The 18,036-nt window shown below is 68.7% G+C and carries 16 protein-coding genes; 9 read left to right on the top strand and 7 right to left on the bottom strand.

Annotated features, from left to right (window positions below; translation table 11 throughout):
* Positions 1–122 precede the first annotated feature (122 nt).
* A complete protein-coding gene (locus ACIRGA_RS27925) occupies positions 123–1,475 on the bottom strand; it encodes a hypothetical protein (protein ID WP_400946174.1) in 1,353 nt (450 codons plus the stop codon).
* 201 nt (positions 1,476–1,676) lie between these two features.
* Between ACIRGA_RS27925 and ACIRGA_RS27920 the strand changes: the two genes are divergently transcribed.
* From ACIRGA_RS27920 to ACIRGA_RS27910, 3 genes are all read left to right on the top strand, one after another.
* Positions 1,677–2,555 (top strand): helix-turn-helix domain-containing protein, encoded by an 879-nt coding sequence (locus ACIRGA_RS27920; protein WP_400946172.1) that lies wholly within the window; start codon positions 1,677–1,679, stop codon positions 2,553–2,555.
* A 158-nt stretch (positions 2,556–2,713) separates the two neighbouring features.
* Entirely contained in the window at positions 2,714–4,894 is a 2,181-nt protein-coding gene (locus ACIRGA_RS27915) for an RICIN domain-containing protein (RefSeq protein ID WP_400946170.1), read from the top strand.
* A gap of 150 nt (positions 4,895–5,044) precedes the next feature.
* Positions 5,045–5,734 (top strand): VCBS repeat-containing protein, encoded by a 690-nt coding sequence (locus ACIRGA_RS27910; protein WP_400946167.1) that lies wholly within the window; start codon positions 5,045–5,047, stop codon positions 5,732–5,734.
* 74 nt (positions 5,735–5,808) lie between these two features.
* Here the strand turns inward: ACIRGA_RS27910 and ACIRGA_RS27905 are convergent, their stop codons facing one another.
* Complete coding sequence (locus ACIRGA_RS27905) at positions 5,809–6,105, bottom strand: DUF1540 domain-containing protein (RefSeq protein WP_016331847.1); 297 nt, start codon at positions 6,103–6,105, stop codon at positions 5,809–5,811.
* A gap of 84 nt (positions 6,106–6,189) precedes the next feature.
* Positions 6,190–7,146: an alpha/beta hydrolase gene (locus ACIRGA_RS27900; RefSeq protein WP_400946164.1), complete on the bottom strand. Its 957-nt coding sequence runs from the start codon at positions 7,144–7,146 to the stop codon at positions 6,190–6,192.
* A 199-nt stretch (positions 7,147–7,345) separates the two neighbouring features.
* Here ACIRGA_RS27900 and ACIRGA_RS27895 point away from each other — a divergent pair, with 199 nt between their 5' ends.
* Positions 7,346–7,567 carry a hypothetical protein gene (locus ACIRGA_RS27895; RefSeq protein WP_400946162.1) on the top strand — a complete coding sequence of 74 codons (222 nt, stop codon included), beginning with the start codon at positions 7,346–7,348 and terminating at the stop codon, positions 7,565–7,567.
* A gap of 1 nt (position 7,568) precedes the next feature.
* Here ACIRGA_RS27895 and ACIRGA_RS27890 read toward each other — a convergent pair whose 3' ends face one another.
* The gene (locus tag ACIRGA_RS27890) at positions 7,569–8,384 is read right to left on the bottom strand and encodes an oxidoreductase (protein ID WP_400946160.1); all 816 of its coding nucleotides are present in this window, start codon (positions 8,382–8,384) and stop codon (positions 7,569–7,571) included.
* A 150-nt stretch (positions 8,385–8,534) separates the two neighbouring features.
* On the opposite strand from ACIRGA_RS27890, the gene ACIRGA_RS27885 reads away from it, so the two are divergent.
* The 3 genes from ACIRGA_RS27885 to ACIRGA_RS27875 all read left to right on the top strand — a co-directional run bounded on the left by ACIRGA_RS27885 (position 8,535) and on the right by ACIRGA_RS27875 (position 13,237).
* The gene (locus tag ACIRGA_RS27885; protein WP_400946157.1) at positions 8,535–9,209 is read left to right on the top strand and encodes a helix-turn-helix domain-containing protein; all 675 of its coding nucleotides are present in this window, start codon (positions 8,535–8,537) and stop codon (positions 9,207–9,209) included.
* 300 nt (positions 9,210–9,509) lie between these two features.
* Positions 9,510–10,061: a YbhB/YbcL family Raf kinase inhibitor-like protein gene (locus tag ACIRGA_RS27880; RefSeq protein ID WP_400946178.1), complete on the top strand. Its 552-nt coding sequence runs from the start codon at positions 9,510–9,512 to the stop codon at positions 10,059–10,061.
* A 32-nt stretch (positions 10,062–10,093) separates the two neighbouring features.
* Positions 10,094–13,237: a BTAD domain-containing putative transcriptional regulator gene (locus tag ACIRGA_RS27875; RefSeq protein WP_400946155.1), complete on the top strand. Its 3,144-nt coding sequence runs from the start codon at positions 10,094–10,096 to the stop codon at positions 13,235–13,237.
* On the opposite strand, the gene ACIRGA_RS27870 is transcribed toward ACIRGA_RS27875, so the two are convergent.
* Together ACIRGA_RS27870 and ACIRGA_RS27865 are read right to left on the bottom strand one after the other, a co-directional pair.
* The gene (locus ACIRGA_RS27870; RefSeq protein WP_400946153.1) at positions 13,221–13,985 is read right to left on the bottom strand and encodes an ABC transporter permease; all 765 of its coding nucleotides are present in this window, start codon (positions 13,983–13,985) and stop codon (positions 13,221–13,223) included. The genes ACIRGA_RS27875 and ACIRGA_RS27870 overlap by 17 nt on opposite strands.
* On the bottom strand, positions 13,982–14,914 hold the full coding sequence (locus ACIRGA_RS27865) for an ATP-binding cassette domain-containing protein (protein WP_400946151.1): 933 nt from the start codon (positions 14,912–14,914) through the stop codon (positions 13,982–13,984). Before ACIRGA_RS27865 ends, ACIRGA_RS27870 begins: the two co-directional genes overlap by 4 nt.
* Positions 14,915–15,047: 133 nt before the next feature.
* Between ACIRGA_RS27865 and ACIRGA_RS27860 the strand changes: the two genes are divergently transcribed.
* Positions 15,048–16,265, top strand: a complete 1,218-nt coding sequence (locus tag ACIRGA_RS27860; protein ID WP_400946148.1) for a cytochrome P450 — start codon at positions 15,048–15,050, stop codon at positions 16,263–16,265.
* Here ACIRGA_RS27860 and ACIRGA_RS27855 read toward each other — a convergent pair.
* The gene (locus ACIRGA_RS27855; RefSeq protein ID WP_400946146.1) at positions 16,249–17,151 is read right to left on the bottom strand and encodes an EamA family transporter; all 903 of its coding nucleotides are present in this window, start codon (positions 17,149–17,151) and stop codon (positions 16,249–16,251) included. The genes ACIRGA_RS27860 and ACIRGA_RS27855 overlap by 17 nt on opposite strands.
* A 93-nt stretch (positions 17,152–17,244) precedes the next feature.
* Here ACIRGA_RS27855 and ACIRGA_RS27850 point away from each other — a divergent pair, with 93 nt between their 5' ends.
* Positions 17,245–17,751, top strand: a complete 507-nt coding sequence (locus ACIRGA_RS27850; protein ID WP_400946143.1) for a MarR family winged helix-turn-helix transcriptional regulator — start codon at positions 17,245–17,247, stop codon at positions 17,749–17,751.
* The last annotated feature ends 285 nt before the right edge of the window (positions 17,752–18,036 follow it).

Here is an 18,036-nt window from a genome sequence, read left to right as displayed (position 1 = left end):
CGACAATTTGGCCTTGTTTGCCCCCGCCCGCCCCCCCCCGCCCGCCGCCGCCCCCTGGGGGGTTGGGGTTGTTGTGGGGCGTTGCCGTAACCACCCCCACCCCCCCCCCACGACCAGGAAGGTCAGCGAATACCCTGCGCGATGCGCTCGCCGAGGCCTTCGACGTCGTCGAGCGCTGCTCGCAGCTCGGCGGCGTACTCTTCGGCCCCGGCCCGCAGGCCCCGTTCGATGACGCCCGCGGTGTCGAACGCCTCGACGTCCCCGCCGCTCAGCGCGGCGACGGACTCCTTGACGACGGCGCCGAGCAGGAGTTCTTCGGGTACCCCCGGCGTCCCTTCCAGCGGCCAGACCAGGTCGTCGAGCACGGCCTGCCCGCCGACCTCGCGGACCAGGCCGGCCGCGGTGATCCCCGGCACCCGGAAACCCTCCGGCAGCACCGCGCGGACGCTCAAACTGCGCGAAAGCCAGTGCAACAGCTGCGCGTTCACCTCCAGCTTGATCGACTTCGGTGCCAGCCACAGCGCGAGGTTCACGTAGTACTCGGTGAGCCGGCCGAGAATCTCGCCGCCCTTTTCGAAACCCCACAGGTTGATGTCGAAATAGTGGTGCCACGTGGCGTCGGCGACGATCCGCCCGACCCCGGCGGCCGCACCGTCGTACACACAGGACACGCCGTAGACCTGGCCGTTGCGCTTGTCGGTGCCCTGCGCGACGATTTCGGGCTTCGGCTGCCCCAGCCGCCCCGACGGCCAGACCTCCGCCGGGAACTGCGCCGGAATGACCAGCTGGCCCTCGTGCATATGGTCCGGGAAAACGCTGATCGGTCCCCGTCTGCCCTGGAACAGCGCGTGCGGCCTGCCGAGCCGCTTCCGCAGGATCAGCTCCTGCGGATACGGATCGAGATCGTTCGGGATCGGATTGTTGATGTCACTGCCCCACGGATCCGGCTGGTGGGTGTTGTGGCTGAACTCGATACTCGCGTCCGGCCGGTCGTTCCACACCCGCAGCTCACCCGCGCGCGGGACCCGGTGCCCCAGCGCCCGGCCCAGGTTCAGGTAGTCGGGCAGCGACGGATCCGCTCCCGGCGGGCGCGGATTCGAGTGGTCGCCGCAGATGAGCACCCCGCCGCCGGCGTCCATCCACGCCCGCAGCGCGGCGACCTCCGCGTCCACGAGTTCGTTTTCCGGCTCTCCCGGCATATTCGACTGCAGGATGCCGAAGAACCACACCTGCTCGTATCCGCCGAGTACTTCGGCGGTGAGTTTGTTGGCGGCGTGCCCGCCCTGGTGCCGGTTGATCAAATCGATCTCGAACTGAGCGAAGAAAGGTTGATTCTCCAAGAGCAGATCACGGACGATTCCCAAGGAGAAGCCGCCGTTCCCCGTGAAGCCGACGACATCGGTGTAGAACAGAATTCTGATCTTCGGTTTGGCGAGCGGGCTGACCTGATCCGCGACAATACGCGCGTCGAACATCGATTCCCCCTAGCTTGAAGCGCCATGCCGTCCTCCCCGGCGGCGCCCTCCCTTCCACGTATACCGGAACTTTCCGGTGATCGGGCGGGTGCGATAGCGGGCTGAGGAATTCGCGGCGATCAAGAAGGAAATCGAACGAAATCCTCGGCGGAACGGTATGCCATCGACACCGCCCCGAAGTGCTTGCGCGAGGATGCGGGGATGGGTTACCGGACCTGGATGCGGTACTTCACACCGTCCGCCGTGCACCGACGGCTGGGCCTGGTGTGCCTCGGCGTCGGGCTGCAGCACGGCGTCCTGCCCGTCGTGGGACCGCGCGTGCTCGACCATTACGTGGCCGTGGTGGTGTCCAAGGGGCGCGGCTGGTTCGCGGTGGCGGGTGGCGAACGGCAGGAGGTCGTCGCGCCCGCCCTGCTGTGGCTCGTTCCCGGCGTCGCGCACCACTACGCGCCCGACCCCGCGCACGGCTGGGAAGAATGTTTCGTCGACTTCGACGGCAGTGCCGTGGACGCCTATGTGGAACTCGGCTACGTCACGCCGTCGACGCCGGTGGTGCCGCTGGGCGACGTCGAGGTCGTCCGCGACATCGTGAGCCGGATCGTGCGCTGCGCGCGAGGCGGCAGCCCGCTGGCCCAGGTCGACGCCTCGGCGGCCGTGCATCATCTGCTGGTGGCGTTGCGGCGCGCCGCCGACCGCACTCCCAGCGACGACTCGCTGCTGGACGCGCTGGCGCAGGACGCCTTGTTGCCGATCAGCGTCGCGGAGATCGCGGCCCGCCGCGGCATGACGCTGCCCGAACTGCGCGCCGCCGTGCGCCGCGGCACCGAGACCGGCTTGAAGGACCACCTGCTGACTCTTCGCCTCAACCGCGCGAAAGAACTCCTGGCCACGACACGGATACCGGTGCAGGAGGTGGCCCAGGCGATCGGCTACGACGACGCCGCCTACTTCAGCAGGCTCTTCACCCGCCGGGTCGGCGTCTCCCCCGGGCGCTTCCGCGAGTCCCGGGTCCAGGCCGTCCCCGGCGGCTGGAGTTCGCGGATCCCGCCGCCCGACGACCCGCCACTGGTACCCGACTGACCCTTGGACTTCCGCGGCGCACCGCTTGGACTTTCCGCGCAATAAGTGCATGAACAACGCTTGAAGTTGAGTGAACGCGTTGACTTACGCGCAATAACGTTCATAACATCGGCGGCCGCCCCGCCAACTGTGGTGCGGGTCACCCTTGGGAGAGAGTCATGCGGACCCTGCCTCTTCTCGGCGCCGCGGCGTTGGCCGTGGCGGCGACCACGGTGGTACCGGTGTCGTCCGACGCCGCACCGCCGGACGCGGCGTACACCATCACGGTCGACGCCAAGAAGTCGTTCAGCCCGACCACCGACACCCCGGCGAGTAGCTATATCGACAAGGACGGCACGTTCTACTTCCAGCAGGCGGCCGCGCTCTACGGCGCGGACCAGCCGCGCGAATGGGATTTCTACAGCGGACGTGACTTCGACAGCTTCACCAAGAACCCGATCAGCTCGGCGGTGAACCCGGCGAATCCCGCCGACCGCAACGACGACACGACGTGGCGCTGCAACAACAGCCCCACCGGCAAGGAGTCCACCTACCCGCCCGCAGGCTCGGGCTATTCGCAGCGCAACTTCTGCGACCTCGTCGGCACCTGGGTCGATCCGGACACCGGCGACTGGTACGGCCTGATCCACAACGAGTTCACCCCCGAACCGTTCGGCGCGTACTCGTTCTCGCACTACGACGCGATCGACATGGCCGTGTCGAAGGACCAGGGGAAGACGTGGGCCATCAAGGACCACGCGATCACCTCGCCGTACAGCACGAAACGCGGTGACACGTCGGCGTTCCCGCATCAGACGTTCGACTACGGCGACGGCGACCCGCGCCTGTTCGTCGACACCGCCTCCGGCTACTTCTACGTCTATTACGGCTCGCGCATCGTGCCGAAGGCCGGCGCCGGCGGCCCGATGACCGGGCTCGCGCACGTCGCCCGGTCGCCGATCTCGGCCAAGATGGCGCCCGGCTCGTGGCGGAAATGGTTCGACGGCGGCTGGAGCCAGCCCGGCCTCGGCGGGCGCGAGAGCAACATGGTCCCCGTGTCCGCCGCGGGCGACACCGGCTACACACCCGTCGCGGACGACTACGACCCGGCCAACACCGGCAACGTGAGCCAGCAGATCGCCGCGGGACAGCTGCCGAAGAAATCCGATCTGTTCATCATGAACATCGCCTACAACGCGCATCTCGGGCTCTACATCGGCGCGCCGGAGGCCGTGGACAGCGTCGTCCCGCAGCGGTATTACGTGACCGACGATCTGACGACGCAGAAATGGCGCCTCATCGGCGACACCGGGAGCTACACCAACCAGTCCTGGTACCGCTGGTTCGTCGATGCCGCGAACAAGACGAATTCGACCATCATCGGCAAGCAATTCCGTTCGTACTGCGCGGTCGCGTGCTCGAACGACGCGGGCGGCGAGTACACCACCCAGACCATCACCTCGTCCGCTCCCGCACCGTCCCCTGTGGACACTTCGCGCAAGTACCGGATCGGGCTCGGCGACGGCCGGGTTCTCGCGCAGGGCACCGGAACGGCGACGACGTCGGTCGCGAGCACGACCGGCTCCGACCGCGAGGCGTGGCTGTTCTCCTCCGACGGCGACGGCTCGTACCGCGTCGTCAACGCGGCCACGGGCCAGTTCCTCGGCGTCGACGCCGTGCAGGCGGGCCGGGCGTGGGGCGCGAAACCGACCGTGACGTCGGCATCGACGGTCGGGCAGCAGTGGTTCGTCATCCCGTCCACTGTGGACAAGGGAACCTTCCGGCTGGTGAACCGCTACAGCGGGCTCGTGCTGGGCCTTTCCGGCAAGTCGTCGCGCCTGGCGGAGACCACCCCGCTGCGCTCCTGGACGGACACCACCGGGAACACGGTCGGCGGCGGCCGGACCGCGGCCGAGCAGACGCTGAAGTTCACCGACGCGGGCGGGGGCACCCTCGACGGCGTCCACACCTTGGCCGCGTCCGGCAAGAACCTCGACGACCCGGACTCGTCGACGGCCACCGGAACTCCCCTCGTCACCTGGACGCCGAATCAGGGCGCCAACCAGAAGTGGCTGTTCACCAGGCAGTCCGACGGTTCCTACACGCTGACCAACACGCATTCGAAGCTGTGCGCCGACGTCGAAGGCGGGTCCGCCACCGCGGGTGCGCGCGTCATCCAGTGGACGTGCACCGGCGGCGCCAACCAGCGCTGGACGGCGACGAAACAGCCCAATGGCACCTACAAGATAGCCAGTGTCCGCTCGGGCCTGCTCCTGACCACAGCGTCCACTTCGGACGGTGCGGCCGTGACACAACGGGCCGACACGAGCTCCGCGCTGCAAGCGTGGGCCATCGGCTGAGCCTTCGTGGCCCGCTCCTTCGGGGGCGGGCCACGCGGGTTGCGTTCGTGTGGCACATCACACTCTCACTGCACGTCCATGATCGGCAACCGTCTCCCTTCATGAGAGCACTTTCGGTGAAAAGTTCACCGAGCGTGGAGGGAGAACACCATGAACCACACCGGCATCGTCCGTACCGCCACCATCACCGGCATCGCCGCGGCGCTGAGCCTGGCCGCCGTCGTCCCGGCGCTGGCGAGCCCGCTGAGCAGTCCGCTGACCGCGTCTTCCGGCGACCCGGTCACCACCGTGGCCGATCTCGACGGCGACGGTGAGATCGAGACCGTCTCCGCCCGGCTCACCGGTGCGAACGACCAGGTCATCTCGGCCACCGTGCACGGCACGTTCACCTCGATCCACCTCGGCGCCGACAGCTCCGTGCCGCTCGAAGCCCCGCGCGTCACCGACCTCAACGGCGACGGCCGCGCGGAACTGATCGTCACCCAGTCCGTCGGCGCCAACACCACGTTCTTCACCGCTTTGCATTACGACGGTCGCAACCTCGCCCAGGTCGTCGACAACGACAGCAAGCCGCTGTCGGTGGCGGAAGGCGGTGGCGTCGCCGCCCACCTGGGTTACCAGTGCACCCCGCTCGACGGCGGCGGCCGCACCTTCGAAACCGTCGCCGCCGAAGCCGACGACGTCGGCGCCGACCCCCTCACCTACTCGGGTACTCGCACCGTCTACACCCTTCGCGACGGCGCGCTGACCACCCAGAAGAGCATCCCGATCAAGAGCCGTCCGGTGACCGATCCGGTGCTCGGTACCGACGCCGCGAGCTGCGACCAGACCGGGAGCTGACGCCCCCAAGCGCGTGAAGGCCCCCTTCCCTCGGCTCAGTCGAGGGAAGGGGGCCTTCACGCGCAAATACGTCTCTAAGGTGCGTAGGTCAGGCAATTGGCGGCGTGGTCACCTTCGCCCGGCCCGACACGGACACTCGAAGCGGTGCATTCCAACGCGGAATTGTGGCGGCAGTCGGACCGGGAGCAGGCGCCCACCTGCGCGGTCACTCGATCGAGTCCACCCTTGGTATTGAGCGGGACGAACGTTCCGCAATCGGCCGAACCATTGCCGCCGCCCACCGTGATGGCGAAAGCGTGGCAGCCGTCGTGGTTGTACGAACAACCGCTGACCGTGCATTCGTGGACAGCGGGCATTTCGGTGGTGGTCATAACGACTCCTGTACTTCGTGGTGGTGGTGTCGTTCGGTATGACCAGGGTTACACCGGCCTCTTGCGGCGGCAATTCGGGGAAATTCATTCACGTCCGGCGAGCAGCCGGTCCAACCAGGACTCCCGGGCGGCGAGGCACGATCGGGCGACGGCGGTTTCCGGTGCGAGATCGTAGAAGCCGTGGAACGCGCCGCCCCAGACGTGCAATTCCGCCTCTCCGCCGGCGGCCCAGATCGCGCTCGCGTATGCCACGGCCTCGTCCCGGAACACCTCGACGGCGGCGACGTCGATGAACGTCGGCGGCAATCCGCCGAGATCCGTCGCGCGGGCCGGGGCGGCGTACGGCGAGACGTCGGGAGCACCTCGCCGATCGCCGAGGACCATCGTCCACGCCGTCAGGTTGCTGGTCCGGTCCCAGACGCCGACGCCGTCGTACCGGCGCGCGGACACGGTCTCGTTCCGGTCGTCGATCATCGGGCACTGGAGTAGCTGGCCGCACAGCACCGGCCCGCCACGGTCGCGCGCCAGCAGCGTGACACCGGCGGCGAGCCCGCCGCCGCCGCTCCCGCCGAAGATGACCAGCTTCCCCGGGTCGAAGCCCAGTTCGTCCGCGTGCGCGGCCATCCACTCCAGTCCGGCGTAGCAGTCTTCCACCGGCACCGGATGCGGATGTTCGGGCGCGCGGCGGAATTCGACGGTGACCGCGACGGCGTCGTATCTCATCGCCCACTCGACGAGCGGACCCACCGACGCGAAGCGATCACCCATCACCATTCCGCCGCCGTGCACGTGGTAGATCCCCGGCCCGCCGCCGCGACGCTCCCGGTGTGTGATGACCGAGACCGTGATCTCGGCGCCGTCGTACCCGGGAATCGTGTGGTCGGTCCAGGTGACCGGGCGATCGCCGATCTGTTCTTCGATCGTCGGAAACGGCAGCGCTCGGTAACGCTCCAATTGGTCCGCTGTCATACCGACCGGCACATTCCCTTTCAGCGCGGGCAGCACGGCGGCGAGTTCGGGATCGTATGCGGGTTCCACCATCCGCGCGAGCCTAGCCAGCGGGTGCCGACGATACGTATACGCCGCGTCAGAGATCGACGTCGAGGACAAGGACACCGCGGCCCGGCTCGTCGCGGCGACCGTGGAGCTGACCGATCACCGGCTATCTCCGCGCCTGATTTCCTGGGGTTGACCAGGCGATGAGCGGGTATTCACCGGTGTGAGCCGACTTGGGGAGAACATGCGCGACGTCGCCGCCCGCTGGAGGTGGCGAGGCGGCTCGCTCGCGCTGATCTGGACGCTGATCACCTTCGGGCTGGTCACGATGCTGTGGGTGTCGGGTTTCCGCGCGTGGCCGGTGTATCTGACCGCGGCGCCGGGCGCCGTCGTCTCGGTCCTGCTGTGGATCGGTGTCGCCCGCACCCGCCGCCGGAGGGCCGTCGAGAAGCAGCCGAGCGGGTGAGCTACTTCGTCGCGCGCATGGCCAGCTGGTCGAATTCGCGATCCGGCAGGGTCCTGTCGAGTTCCAGGAGTTGCTCGGCGAGGTGGCCGACGGCGTACCGCGTGTCCGGCTTCTCCGACTCGATGGCGCGGCGGATGGCGTCCACGACGACGGAGGGATCGGAGCCGTCGCTGAGCCCGGTTTCACCGTGCCGCGCCATGGCTTCCGCCATCTCCCGATACGCCCCGTGGCCGGAATTCTCCCGCAGCTGCGCGGACGTCCGGTCCTCGAACTCGGTCTTGATGATGCCCGGCTGGATGATGACGACGTCGATGCCGAAGGGCTCGACCTCCATGCGAAGCGTGTCGGAGAAGGCTTCGAGCGCGTGCTTCGACGCGTAGTACCAAGCACCGAGCGGCAAGGAGATCTCGCCGCCGATCGACGAGACGTTGACGATCGTGCCGGACCGCTGGGCGCGCATGGCGGGCAGGACGAGCTGAACGAGCCTGGCCGGCGCGAGGAGATTGACCTCGAGCTGATCGCGCGCGCTGTCGAGCGGCACGTCCTCGATCGCACCGTGCAGAACGGTTCCGGCGTTGTTGACCAAGACGTCGATCCGTCGCTGCTCTTCGAGGACCGTGCCGACCGCCCGGCTGAGATCGTCCTCGCTTCTGGCGTCCATCTTCAGCGGATGGCCGCCCGCCGCGCGGAGGTCGTCCATTTTCTCCACGCGCCTCGCGGCGCCGTAGACGATGTGCCCGGCGCGCAAGAGTTCCCACGCCGTGGCGTGGCCGATTCCCGACGAAGCGCCGGTGACCAGGCATACCTTGGCCGTCATCCCGGATGCACCTCCCGATCTCTTCACTTCCGCCGAAACACTAGGCTCGATTTTCCAGCCGCCGCAACGCGAGTTCAGGGTCTGCCGAGGTAGAAGCCGTACAATCGATGCAATGACCCTGAAGCTGAATGCACCGGGACAGGAGGACGGGTGCCCGGAAGACGCCTGACCCCCGACGAGCGCGGGCAGATCGCCGCGGGGCTGACGGCGGGCCTCACCTACGCCGAGATCGCCCGGCGGATGGACCGGCCCAAATCGACGGTGATCCGCGAAGTGGCGCGCAACGGCGGCGCCCACGGCTACCGGGCGGGCCAAGCGCAGCAGGCGACGCGATGGCGTGCGCGCCGCCGCAAACCCGGCCCGCCGCCCAGCCCCGCGCGCACCCCGGAAACACTGCGGGACTTCGAAACCGAATTCGCCGCGACGATGGCCGCGACCGGGGTCCCGGCGATGATGGCCAGGGTCCTGGCCTGCCTGTTCACCGGGGACACCGGCGGCAGTACCGCCGCCGGACTGGTCGCCAGGCTGGAGGTCAGCCCCGCGTCGGTGTCCAAGGCCGTGGGCTGGCTCGAACAACGCGGCCTGATCACTCGCGAGCGCGACGGCAGACGGCAGCGATACGTCATCGACGACGACTTCGGCTATCGCGCCTGGCAAGCCAGCCTCGACGCGATGACCCAATGGGCGGAGGTCACCCGGCGGGGCGCCGGGCTGATCGACGGCCCGGCGGGTGCCCGGCTCGACGCCACCAGCCGGTTCTTCCGGCATCTGCGCAAGGACATGGGCGAGGCGGCCGAACACTGGCGGCGGACGAGCCTGCGGTGATCCGGAACTCGCGTGATCAGAGCCGGAACTCGCGTGATTGAAGCCGTAACACGCAGTTCCGGCTCCAAGCACGCGAGTTACGCCTTCAAGCACGCGAGTTACGCCTCCAAGCACGCGAGTTACGCCTCCAAGCACGCGAGTTACGCCTTCAAGCACGCGTGAGACGTCCGGCATCCGGCGAAAACACCGCGATCGGCCGGGAAAGTCCGCTAGCCGCCGCTTTCCGGGCTCCCTACGCTGAATTCCGCGCACGAGAACCACAAACGTCCTCGGGAGGCTCCAGTGAGAGCAACGAGAATCGTGTTCTGCGCCCTGTTCGCCCTCGGCGCCGCCTGCCTTTCCCCGGCGGCGTCCTCGGCACAAAACGCGTTCACCCTGTCCAGCACCGCCTTCGCCGACGGCGGTCTCATGCCCAAGGTGCACGAGTGCACCAGCGGCGGCGGGCACGATCCGGCCAAGAAGAACGAGTCACCGCCGCTGGCCTGGTCGGGTGCTCCCGCCGCGGCGAAGAGCTACGCGATCGTCATGCGCGACCTCGACAACGCCAACCTCATCCACTGGGTCATCTACGACATCCCGGCGTCCACGGCGTCGCTCCCCCAGAACGTCCAGCACGTCTACCGGCCCCCGGTCCCCGCCGGTTCCCGGCAGGTCTACTACCGCGGGAGCGCCAGCCTCTACGGCTACCAGGGCCCGTGCTCGCCCTCGACCGTGAACACCTACGAGTTCGTCGTACACGCTCTCGACCAGACGTCGCTCACCGGCTTGAACTCCGGTTCGTCGACCCAGACCGCCGCCAGGGCGATCACCGCGGCGTCCATCGGTTCGGCGAGGATCACCGGCGAGTCGTAAGTCCCCTGGTCACCCGTGGCAAAATCGGCCCAATGCGGATCGGGATGCTGGGGGCCTTCGAGGTGCACACGGACGAAGGCGGGCTCGCCGACGTGCCGGGCGCCCGGTTGCGCGGGTTGTTGATCGCGCTCGCGCTCGAACCGGGGCGGGTGGTCCCGAAGGCGACGCTCGTCGACTGGATCTGGGGCGAGCAACCACCCGCCGACGCGACGAACGCCTTGCAGCGCTTGGTTTCCCGGCTGCGCAAGGTGCTTCCGGACGGCGTCGTCGAGGGACAGACCGACGGCTACCGGCTGAAGGTGGCGCCCGACGACGTCGACGCCGTCCGGTTCGAGCGGCTCATCGACCAAGCGCGCGGTGACGAGGAGCCGCGGCGGCTGCGCGAGGCGCTCGGTCTGTGGCGCGGGTCGGCCATGCAGGACGTCGGCCTGCAGGACAGCGGCGCGTTCGACGCCGCGGTCACCCGGCTCGAAGGGCTTCGCCTGACGGCGCTGGAAGACCGGTTCGACGCGGAACTCGACCTCGGGCATGGCGCGAAGCTGGTCACCGAGCTGACCGACCTGGTGGCCGCGCATCCGCTGCGCGAGCGGCTCGTTTCCGCGTTGATGCGGGCCCTCGCGGCGACCGGCCGCGACACCGAAGCGCTGCTCGTGTACCAGCGCACGAGGGAAGAACTGGCCGACGCGCTCGGCGTCGACCCGTCGCCGGAGCTGTCCGCGGTGCACGTCCAGCTGCTGCGGGGCGAGCTGGGACGTCGTGAGGAGAACCGCAAGACCAACGTGCGCGCCGAGCTGACCAGCTTCGTCGGCAAGGACGACGACGTCGCCAAGGTCCGCGAGCTCGTCGCCGGCCACCGGCTCACCACCCTGATCGGGCCCGGCGGTTCGGGAAAGACCAGGCTGGCCACGGAAACCGCGCGCACCGTGCTCGGCGACCTGCCGGACGGGGCGTGGCTGGTGGAGCTCGCGGCCATCGGCCCGGACGGGGACACGGGCGGCGGGAACAACATCGCCCAAGCGACGCTCGCCGGGCTCGGCCTGCGGGACGCGTTGCTCGGCGACTCGCCGAACGCCGAACCCACCGAGCGGGTCATCGCCGCGATCCGCGACCGGGAAGTCCTGCTGATCCTCGACAACTGCGAGCACGTGATCGAGGCGGCCGCGGCCTTCGCCCATCGGGTGCTCGGGGAATGCCGCCGTCTCCGGATCCTGGCGACGAGCCGCGAGCCGCTCGGCATCACCGGTGAGACGTTGTGGCATGTCGTGCCGCTGGCCGTCCCGGACCGGAACGCCGGCCCCGGCGAGATCGAATCCTCCCCCGCCGTCCGGTTGCTGCGCGACCGGGCGAGCGCGGTGCGCAAGGATTTCGTGGCCGACAAGGCCACGTTGGCCACCATGGCGCGCGTGTGCCGGATCCTGGACGGGATGCCGCTGGCGATCGAACTGGCCGCGGCCAGGCTGCGCACGATGTCCGTCGAGCAGCTCGCGAACCGGCTCGACGACCGGTTCCGCCTGCTCACCGGCGGCAGCCGGACCGCGCTGCCCCGGCACCGGACGTTGCGCGCCATGGTCGACTGGAGCTGGGAACTGCTGTCCGACGCCGAGCGGACGGTCCTGTGCCGGCTGTCGGTGTTCTCGGGCGGGGCGAGCCTGGAAGCGGCCGAGCGGGTCTGCGTGAGCGAGACCGTCGAGCAGTACGAGGTCCTCGAACTGCTCACCGCGCTGACCGAGAAGTCGCTGCTGGTCGCCGCGGGCGACGAAGCGCCGCGCTACCGGATGCTCGGCACGATCAAGGAGTACGCCGCGCAACGGCTCGCCGAAGCGGACGAAACGCTGCTGGCACGCCACGCGCATCTCGCGTATTTCACCGATCTCGCCGAGGCCGCGGAGCCGATGCTCCGCCGTGCCGAGCAGCTGGACTGGCTCGCGAAGCTCAACGCCGAGCACGACAACATCATTTCCGCGATGCGCGGCGCCCTCATGGCGGGCGAGGCCTTGGCGGCGATGCGGCTCGCGGCGGCCTGCGGCTGGTACTGGTGGCTCAGCGGGCACCGCACGGAAGGCATGGAGCTGGTCAGCGCGGCCGTCAAAACGCCGGGCGAGGTGCCGGAAGAGATCGCGGCCGTCGTGTACGGCCTCGTCTCGCTCTTCGTGAGTTCGGGTTTCGCCGACGAACACACCGCGGCGAAGTGGATCCACGAGTCGTACCGGCTGGGCTCACGCAGCGAAGAGAAGCACCCGCTCCTGGGGCTCGTCGGCGCGCTGGAGCGCATGCTCACCGGCTCGGACGCGCTGTCGGCGTGGGAACCGGTGCTGGCGGACGAAAACGCCTGGGTCCGCGCGCTGGCCCGGCTGCACCTCGGCAAGATGCGGGTCACGCTCGGCCATCCCGGGCGGGAGGCCGACGAGTATCTCGAGCAGGCGCTCAGCGAGTTCCGGGTGATCGGCGAACGGTTCGGGATCTCGTTCGCCCTGACCGAACTGGCGGACCGGATCGCCACCCGCGGCGAGTTCGCCACCGCGTGCGAGTACTACGAACAGGCGATCACGGTGGTGACCGAGGTCGGTTCGGTCGAGGACCTGATCCGGCTGCGGTCCCGACAGGCACAGCTGTTCTGGCTGATGGACGACGAAGAGGCCAGCGCGGCCGCCGAGGCCGAAGCGGAGCGGTACGCCGATCAGGTCACGTGGCCGGGCGCGCTCGGCATGTTCGCCCTTTCGCAGGCGGAACTCGCCCACTGGCGCGGCGATACCGAGGAAGCCGCGAAGCGACTCGCCTTCGCGACGACCGTGATGGGTGACGAAGCGGGTCTGGGACACGTCCGCGCCATCAGCCACGACCTTCTGGGCTACTTCGCCGACGACCTCGAGAAGTCCCGTGAACACCGGGACGCGGCCTGGCAGGCGGCCGCCGAGGTGCGACACGTGCCGCTGATCGCGCACATGCTCGTCGGGATCGCGGATCTGGCTCTACGCCAGGACGATCCCGAGCAGGCCGCGCGGTTGCTCGGGGCGGCCGACGAACTGCGCGGGCTGCCGGACCGGTCCCGTCCGGACGTGACCCGCATCGAGGCGACAGTGCTGCGCCGCCTCGGCGAAGCGAAGTTCGCGGAGGCGGCGCGAGAGGGCACTGTGGCGGACTGGAAACAGCTGGTCGAGGTCACGCTCGCTTCTTGAACGTCGAGGACGCCCACAGGTACCCGGCGAGCGCGATCCCGACGCACCAGCCGAGGGCGGGGAACACGTCGCCCGCCGCCGGCGCCCCGTTGAGAAGCCCGCGCAGGGTCTCGATGATCGGCGTGAAGGGCTGGTACTCCGCGAACTCCCGGAGCCCGGGCCCCATCTTCTCCGCGGGCACGATCGCGCTGCTGAAGAACGGCAGCATGACCAGCGGCACCGAGGCCATGCCCGCGGTTTCCGGGGATTTCGCCGCCAGTCCCAGCGCGACCGTGAGCCAGGCCGCCGCGAAACCGAGCAGGACGACGATGCCCGCCACGCCGAGCCAGTCGAGGAAACCGGCCGCCGGGGAGAAGCCCAGCAGGAAGGCCACCCCGGTGAGCGCCGCGATGGCGACCAGGTTGGTCAGCACGCTGGTGATGACATGCCCGGTCAGCACCGCGCCGCGGGAGACGTCCATGACCTTGAACCGGTTGATGATGCCCTTGGTCATGTCGGAGTTCACCGCCGTCGCGGTGGCCCCCAGGCCGTAACAGACGGCCAGCAGCATCAATCCCGGCGTCGCGTAGTCGATGTAGTCGACGCCGACGCTGAACGCGTCACCGAAGACGTACACGAACATCAGCATCATCAGGACCGGCATCAGGATCGCGTTGAACACCGAGGTCGGGTTGCGGACGAGGTGCTTGAAGTTGCGGCGCAGCATCACCAAGGAAGGGGCCTTGGCGCTGATGGTGTGCGTGGTCATTTGACCGCCTCCGTGTCGTGGCCGGTGAGGGCGAGGAAAACGTCGTCGAGATCGGGGGTGTGGACGGAGAACTCTTCGGCGGCGAGCGAGTACTCGTCGAGCCGGTCCAGCAGCGAGCGCAGGGATTTCGTCCCGCCGTCGCTGGGGACCCGCAGGGCGAGCGCCTCGTCGTCCCGGGCGGCCGAGGGGAAGATCCGCGCCGCCGAGTCGAGTTCGGCGACGGAGGTGAACCGGAGCCGGACGTGTGTGCCGGGCATCTGCCGTTTGAGTTCGTCGGGGGTGCCCTGTGCGACCAGGCGGCCCTGGTCGAGCACCGCGATCCGGTCGGCGAGCTGGTCGGCTTCGTCGAGGTACTGGGTGGTGAGGAAGACGGTCACCCCGCCCGCCACCAGTTCGCGGATGATCGACCACATCGTGCGGCGGCTGCGCGGGTCCAGCCCCGTGGTGGGCTCGTCGAGGAAGATGATTCGCGGGTCGCCGACGAGCGTCATCGCCAGATCCAGCTTCCGGCGCATCCCCCCGGAGTAGGTCGACGCGGGCTTGCGCGCCGATTCCACCAGGTCGAAGCGTTCCAGCAGCTCGGACACGACGCCCTTGCCCGCGGTCCCGCGGCTCAGGTCCGCCATCAGCTGCAGGTTCTCCTGGCCGGTGAGCAGTTCGTCCACCGCCGCGAACTGGCCGGTGACGCCGATCGCGGCACGCACCGCCTTGGCCTCGGTCACGATGTCGTGGCCTGCGACCTTCGCCGTCCCGCCGTCGGCCTTCATCAGGGTGGTCAGCAGGTTCACCGTCGTGGTCTTCCCCGCCCCGTTCGGGCCGAGCAGGGAGAAAATGGTCCCCGCGGGGACTTCCAGGTCGATCCCGTCGAGCACGACCTTGTCGCCGAAGGTCTTTCGCAGTCCGGAGACCGCAATCGCTGTGTCGTTCATGGGCACCACTTTGGAAGGCCGCGCTGACACGCCCCCGCCACGGCGCTGACACAGGTGGTGTCAGCGCCATGTCAGCCGGATGTCAGGCCCCGCGGTGAGAGTGGTCGTCACAACCACCACGAAAGGCAACGCGATGACTGAGACGGTTCCCGTTCCGCAGGGCCTCCCGATGGAGCGCGACGCGGGCCCCTTCGACCCGCCCCGCGAGATCACCCGGCTGCGCGAGGCCCGCCCGGTGAGTCCCATGGTCTTCCCCGACGGTCACGAGGGCTGGCTCGTCACCGGCTACGACGAGGTCCGGCAGATGATGGCCGACACCCGGTTCAGCTCGCGCCAGGACATCGGCATCCTGCACATGCCGTACGAGACGCCGGGCATGCCGGCCCAGACCGAACCGTCCCCGCCGATGCCGGGCATGTTCGTCGCCATGGACCCGCCGGACCACGGCCGGCTGCGGAAGCGGCTCACCGGCGCTTTCACCGTCAAACGGATGAAGCAGCTCGAAGAGCACATCGTCGAGATCACCGAGCGGCAACTGGACGCGATGGCGAACCTGGTTCCGCCGATCGACCTGGTCAAGGAGTTCGCGTTGCCGGTGCCGTCACTGGTGATCTGCGAACTGCTCGGCGTCCCCTACGAGGACCGGGAGAACTTCCAGGCCAACTCCGCGCAGCTCATGGTCAGGGACCAGACGCTCGAGGAGAAGATGGCCGCGTTCATCGGGATGAACACGTTCCTCGCCGAACTCGTCGCCCGCAAACGCGAGACGCCCGGCGACGACATCCTGTCCGACCTCGGCCGTCACGAAGACCTCACCATCGAGGAGCTGACGGGCGCCGCCTTCCTCCTGCTGCTGGCCGGCCACGAGACCACCGCGAACATGCTGGCGCTGGGCACCTTCGCGCTCCTGGAGCACCCTGAGCAGCTGGCCGAACTGCGTGCCGACGCGGCGCTGCTCCCCGGCGCCGTCGAGGAACTGCTTCGCTACCTGTCCGTCGCCGACATCTTCTTCCGCTACGCCACGGAGGATCTGGAGCTCGGCGGCGAAACCATCCGCGCGGGGTCGACGGTCATCGTCTCGCTGCTGGCCGCCAACCGCGATCCGCGGCGGTTCGAGCACCCCGACGTCTTGGACCTGCACCGCAACGCCCGCGGCCTGCTGTCCTTCGGGCACGGTATCCACCAGTGCCTCGGCCAGCAGTTGTCGCGGATCGAGATGCGCGTGGGTTTCGAGGGATTGCTGCGCCGCTTCCCGACGCTCGCGCTCGCCGTCCCCGCCGGCGAGGTCAAACTCAAGACCGACATGAACATCTACGGCGTCCACGAGCTGCCGGTCACTTGGGACTCCTGAGTGTTTGGCTGAGGGTCAGCGCGGTGAGCGCGACGGCGAATCCGGTGAGCTGCCAGCCGGTGAGGGTCTGGCCGAGCACCAGGAATCCCGCGGCCGTGGCGACCAGGGGGTTGGCCAGCGTCAGCAGGGAGACCGACGCCGGGGCGAGCCGGTCGATACCGCGGAACCACAGCGGGTAGGCCAGCGCGGTGGTGACGATGCCGATGTAGCCGTAGCCGATCAGGTTCGCCGTCGTCAGTGAGCTCGGGAGGCCTTCGAACACCAGCGTCGCCGGCGCGAGGACGACGCCGCCCAGGGTCAGCTGCCAGCCGGTCATCGCCAGCGGATGCCCTGGGCGGCCCCATTTCTTGGTCAGGATCAGGGAAACGGCCATGAGCCCGACGGCGGTGAGCATGGCGGCCAGGCCGAGCGGGTCGAGCCGGGCTTCCGACGAAAGGGTCAGCAGGGCGACCCCACCGGCGCCGGCGATCGCGGCGAGCAGGATCGGCGCCGGTGTCCGGACGCGGAGCATCGGGAGCGCGAGCAGTGCCACGAGCAGCGGTTGCAGAGCGCCGAGGGTCGCGGCGACACCGCCGGGAAGGCGATACGCGGCGAAGAAGATCAACGGCAGAAAGGCGCCGAAGTTGAGCATCCCGAGCACCGTCGTCTTCCACCACCACGATCCGCGCGGAAGCCGCCGGGTCAGTGCCAGCAGGAGCAGCCCGGCCGGAAGCGCGCGCAACGCGGCGGCCAGCAGCGGCCGGTCCGGAGGCAACAGGGTCGCGGTGACGACGTAGACGGTGCCCCAGCTGGCCGGGGCCAGCGCGGCGAGCCCGGCGTCACGAAGCGTCGGTTTCGCGGCCGCCGGTTCCGCCGGGACGCCGGGCCGCTCGGCGATGATCGCCATGATGTCTCCTCACTGATAATCTCAACGTTGAGATAACACCAACGACTTCTGTCAATGTCAAGTCTCTTAATGTTGAGATGATTGGAGAGCGTCATGGCCGACGCGGTGGACGCGGTGATCGCGCTTTGGCGGCACGAGCGGCCGGACCTCGAAGACAAGCTCTGGCCCGCCGAGGTGATCGGGCGCGTTCAGCGGCTTTCGCGGATCCTCGACCGGAAGCTCAAGGAGTTCAACGCCCGGCACGACCTGGAGTCGTGGGAGTTCGACGTGCTGACCACGCTCCGCCGCTCCGGGGACGCCGACGGACTGACGCCCGGCGCGCTACTCAAAGCCGCGATGGTCACGTCCGGGGCGATCACGAACCGCATCGACCGCATGGAGGCCAAGGGCCTGGTCGAGCGGGTGCGCGACAGCGACGACCGCCGTTCGGTCAAGATCCGGTTGACCGGCAAGGGACGTCAGGTCGTGGACGAGGTCTTCGTACTCCACCTGGAGAACGAGGCGGACCTCCTGCCCGACCTGAAACCGGCGCAGTGGGCCGAACTGATCGGCGGCCTGCGGCTGCTGCTCGAACACTTCGGTGACACGTCATTGGAGTGACCCCAGCGCGGTGCCGGGGTCGGTGCCGAGCTCCCTGGCGGCACGGGCGCACGGTCTCCGCACCCGGATGCACGACTACTTGCGTGAGCCACCACCCGACGTCACTGTCCACAAAGGACACTTTTCGGCCCGCAAGTGTCCGATTTAGGTAGTATGCATGGTGTCGCAAGGGGGTCGTGAGTGGCAATGAGGGGTTTATAACCCAAAGAGACCACAACACCAACCCAACAAACCAAAAAAAAAAAACGAAACAGCCCACCGGACCCCCCCAAAAAGCGATATAGT

Origin of the sequence: Amycolatopsis sp. NPDC102389, from assembly GCF_044765885.1 — a bacterium.
Lineage (GTDB): Bacteria > Actinomycetota > Actinomycetes > Mycobacteriales > Pseudonocardiaceae > Amycolatopsis.
The sequence above is the reverse complement of the archived record's forward strand: the minus strand, read 5'-3'. Positions and strand labels throughout refer to the sequence as shown.

Excerpts from the sequence above, each read along its gene's own strand:
- ACIRGA_RS27925 (WP_400946174.1), bottom strand. The coding sequence starts at position 1,475 with ATGTTCGACGCGCGTATTGTCGCGGATCAGGTCAGCCCGCTCGCCAAA.
- ACIRGA_RS27920 (WP_400946172.1), top strand. The coding sequence starts at position 1,677 with ATGGGTTACCGGACCTGGATGCGGTACTTCACACCGTCCGCCGTGCAC.
- ACIRGA_RS27915 (WP_400946170.1), top strand. The coding sequence starts at position 2,714 with ATGCGGACCCTGCCTCTTCTCGGCGCCGCGGCGTTGGCCGTGGCGGCG.
- ACIRGA_RS27910 (WP_400946167.1), top strand. The coding sequence starts at position 5,045 with ATGAACCACACCGGCATCGTCCGTACCGCCACCATCACCGGCATCGCC.
- ACIRGA_RS27905 (WP_016331847.1), bottom strand. The coding sequence starts at position 6,105 with ATGACCACCACCGAAATGCCCGCTGTCCACGAATGCACGGTCAGCGGT.
- ACIRGA_RS27900 (WP_400946164.1), bottom strand. The coding sequence starts at position 7,146 with ATGGTGGAACCCGCATACGATCCCGAACTCGCCGCCGTGCTGCCCGCG.
- ACIRGA_RS27895 (WP_400946162.1), top strand. The coding sequence starts at position 7,346 with ATGCGCGACGTCGCCGCCCGCTGGAGGTGGCGAGGCGGCTCGCTCGCG.
- ACIRGA_RS27890 (WP_400946160.1), bottom strand. The coding sequence starts at position 8,384 with ATGACGGCCAAGGTATGCCTGGTCACCGGCGCTTCGTCGGGAATCGGC.
- ACIRGA_RS27875 (WP_400946155.1), top strand. The coding sequence starts at position 10,094 with ATGCGGATCGGGATGCTGGGGGCCTTCGAGGTGCACACGGACGAAGGC.
- ACIRGA_RS27870 (WP_400946153.1), bottom strand. The coding sequence starts at position 13,985 with ATGACCACGCACACCATCAGCGCCAAGGCCCCTTCCTTGGTGATGCTG.
- ACIRGA_RS27865 (WP_400946151.1), bottom strand. The coding sequence starts at position 14,914 with ATGAACGACACAGCGATTGCGGTCTCCGGACTGCGAAAGACCTTCGGC.
- ACIRGA_RS27860 (WP_400946148.1), top strand. The coding sequence starts at position 15,048 with ATGACTGAGACGGTTCCCGTTCCGCAGGGCCTCCCGATGGAGCGCGAC.
- ACIRGA_RS27855 (WP_400946146.1), bottom strand. The coding sequence starts at position 17,151 with ATGGCGATCATCGCCGAGCGGCCCGGCGTCCCGGCGGAACCGGCGGCC.
- ACIRGA_RS27850 (WP_400946143.1), top strand. The coding sequence starts at position 17,245 with ATGGCCGACGCGGTGGACGCGGTGATCGCGCTTTGGCGGCACGAGCGG.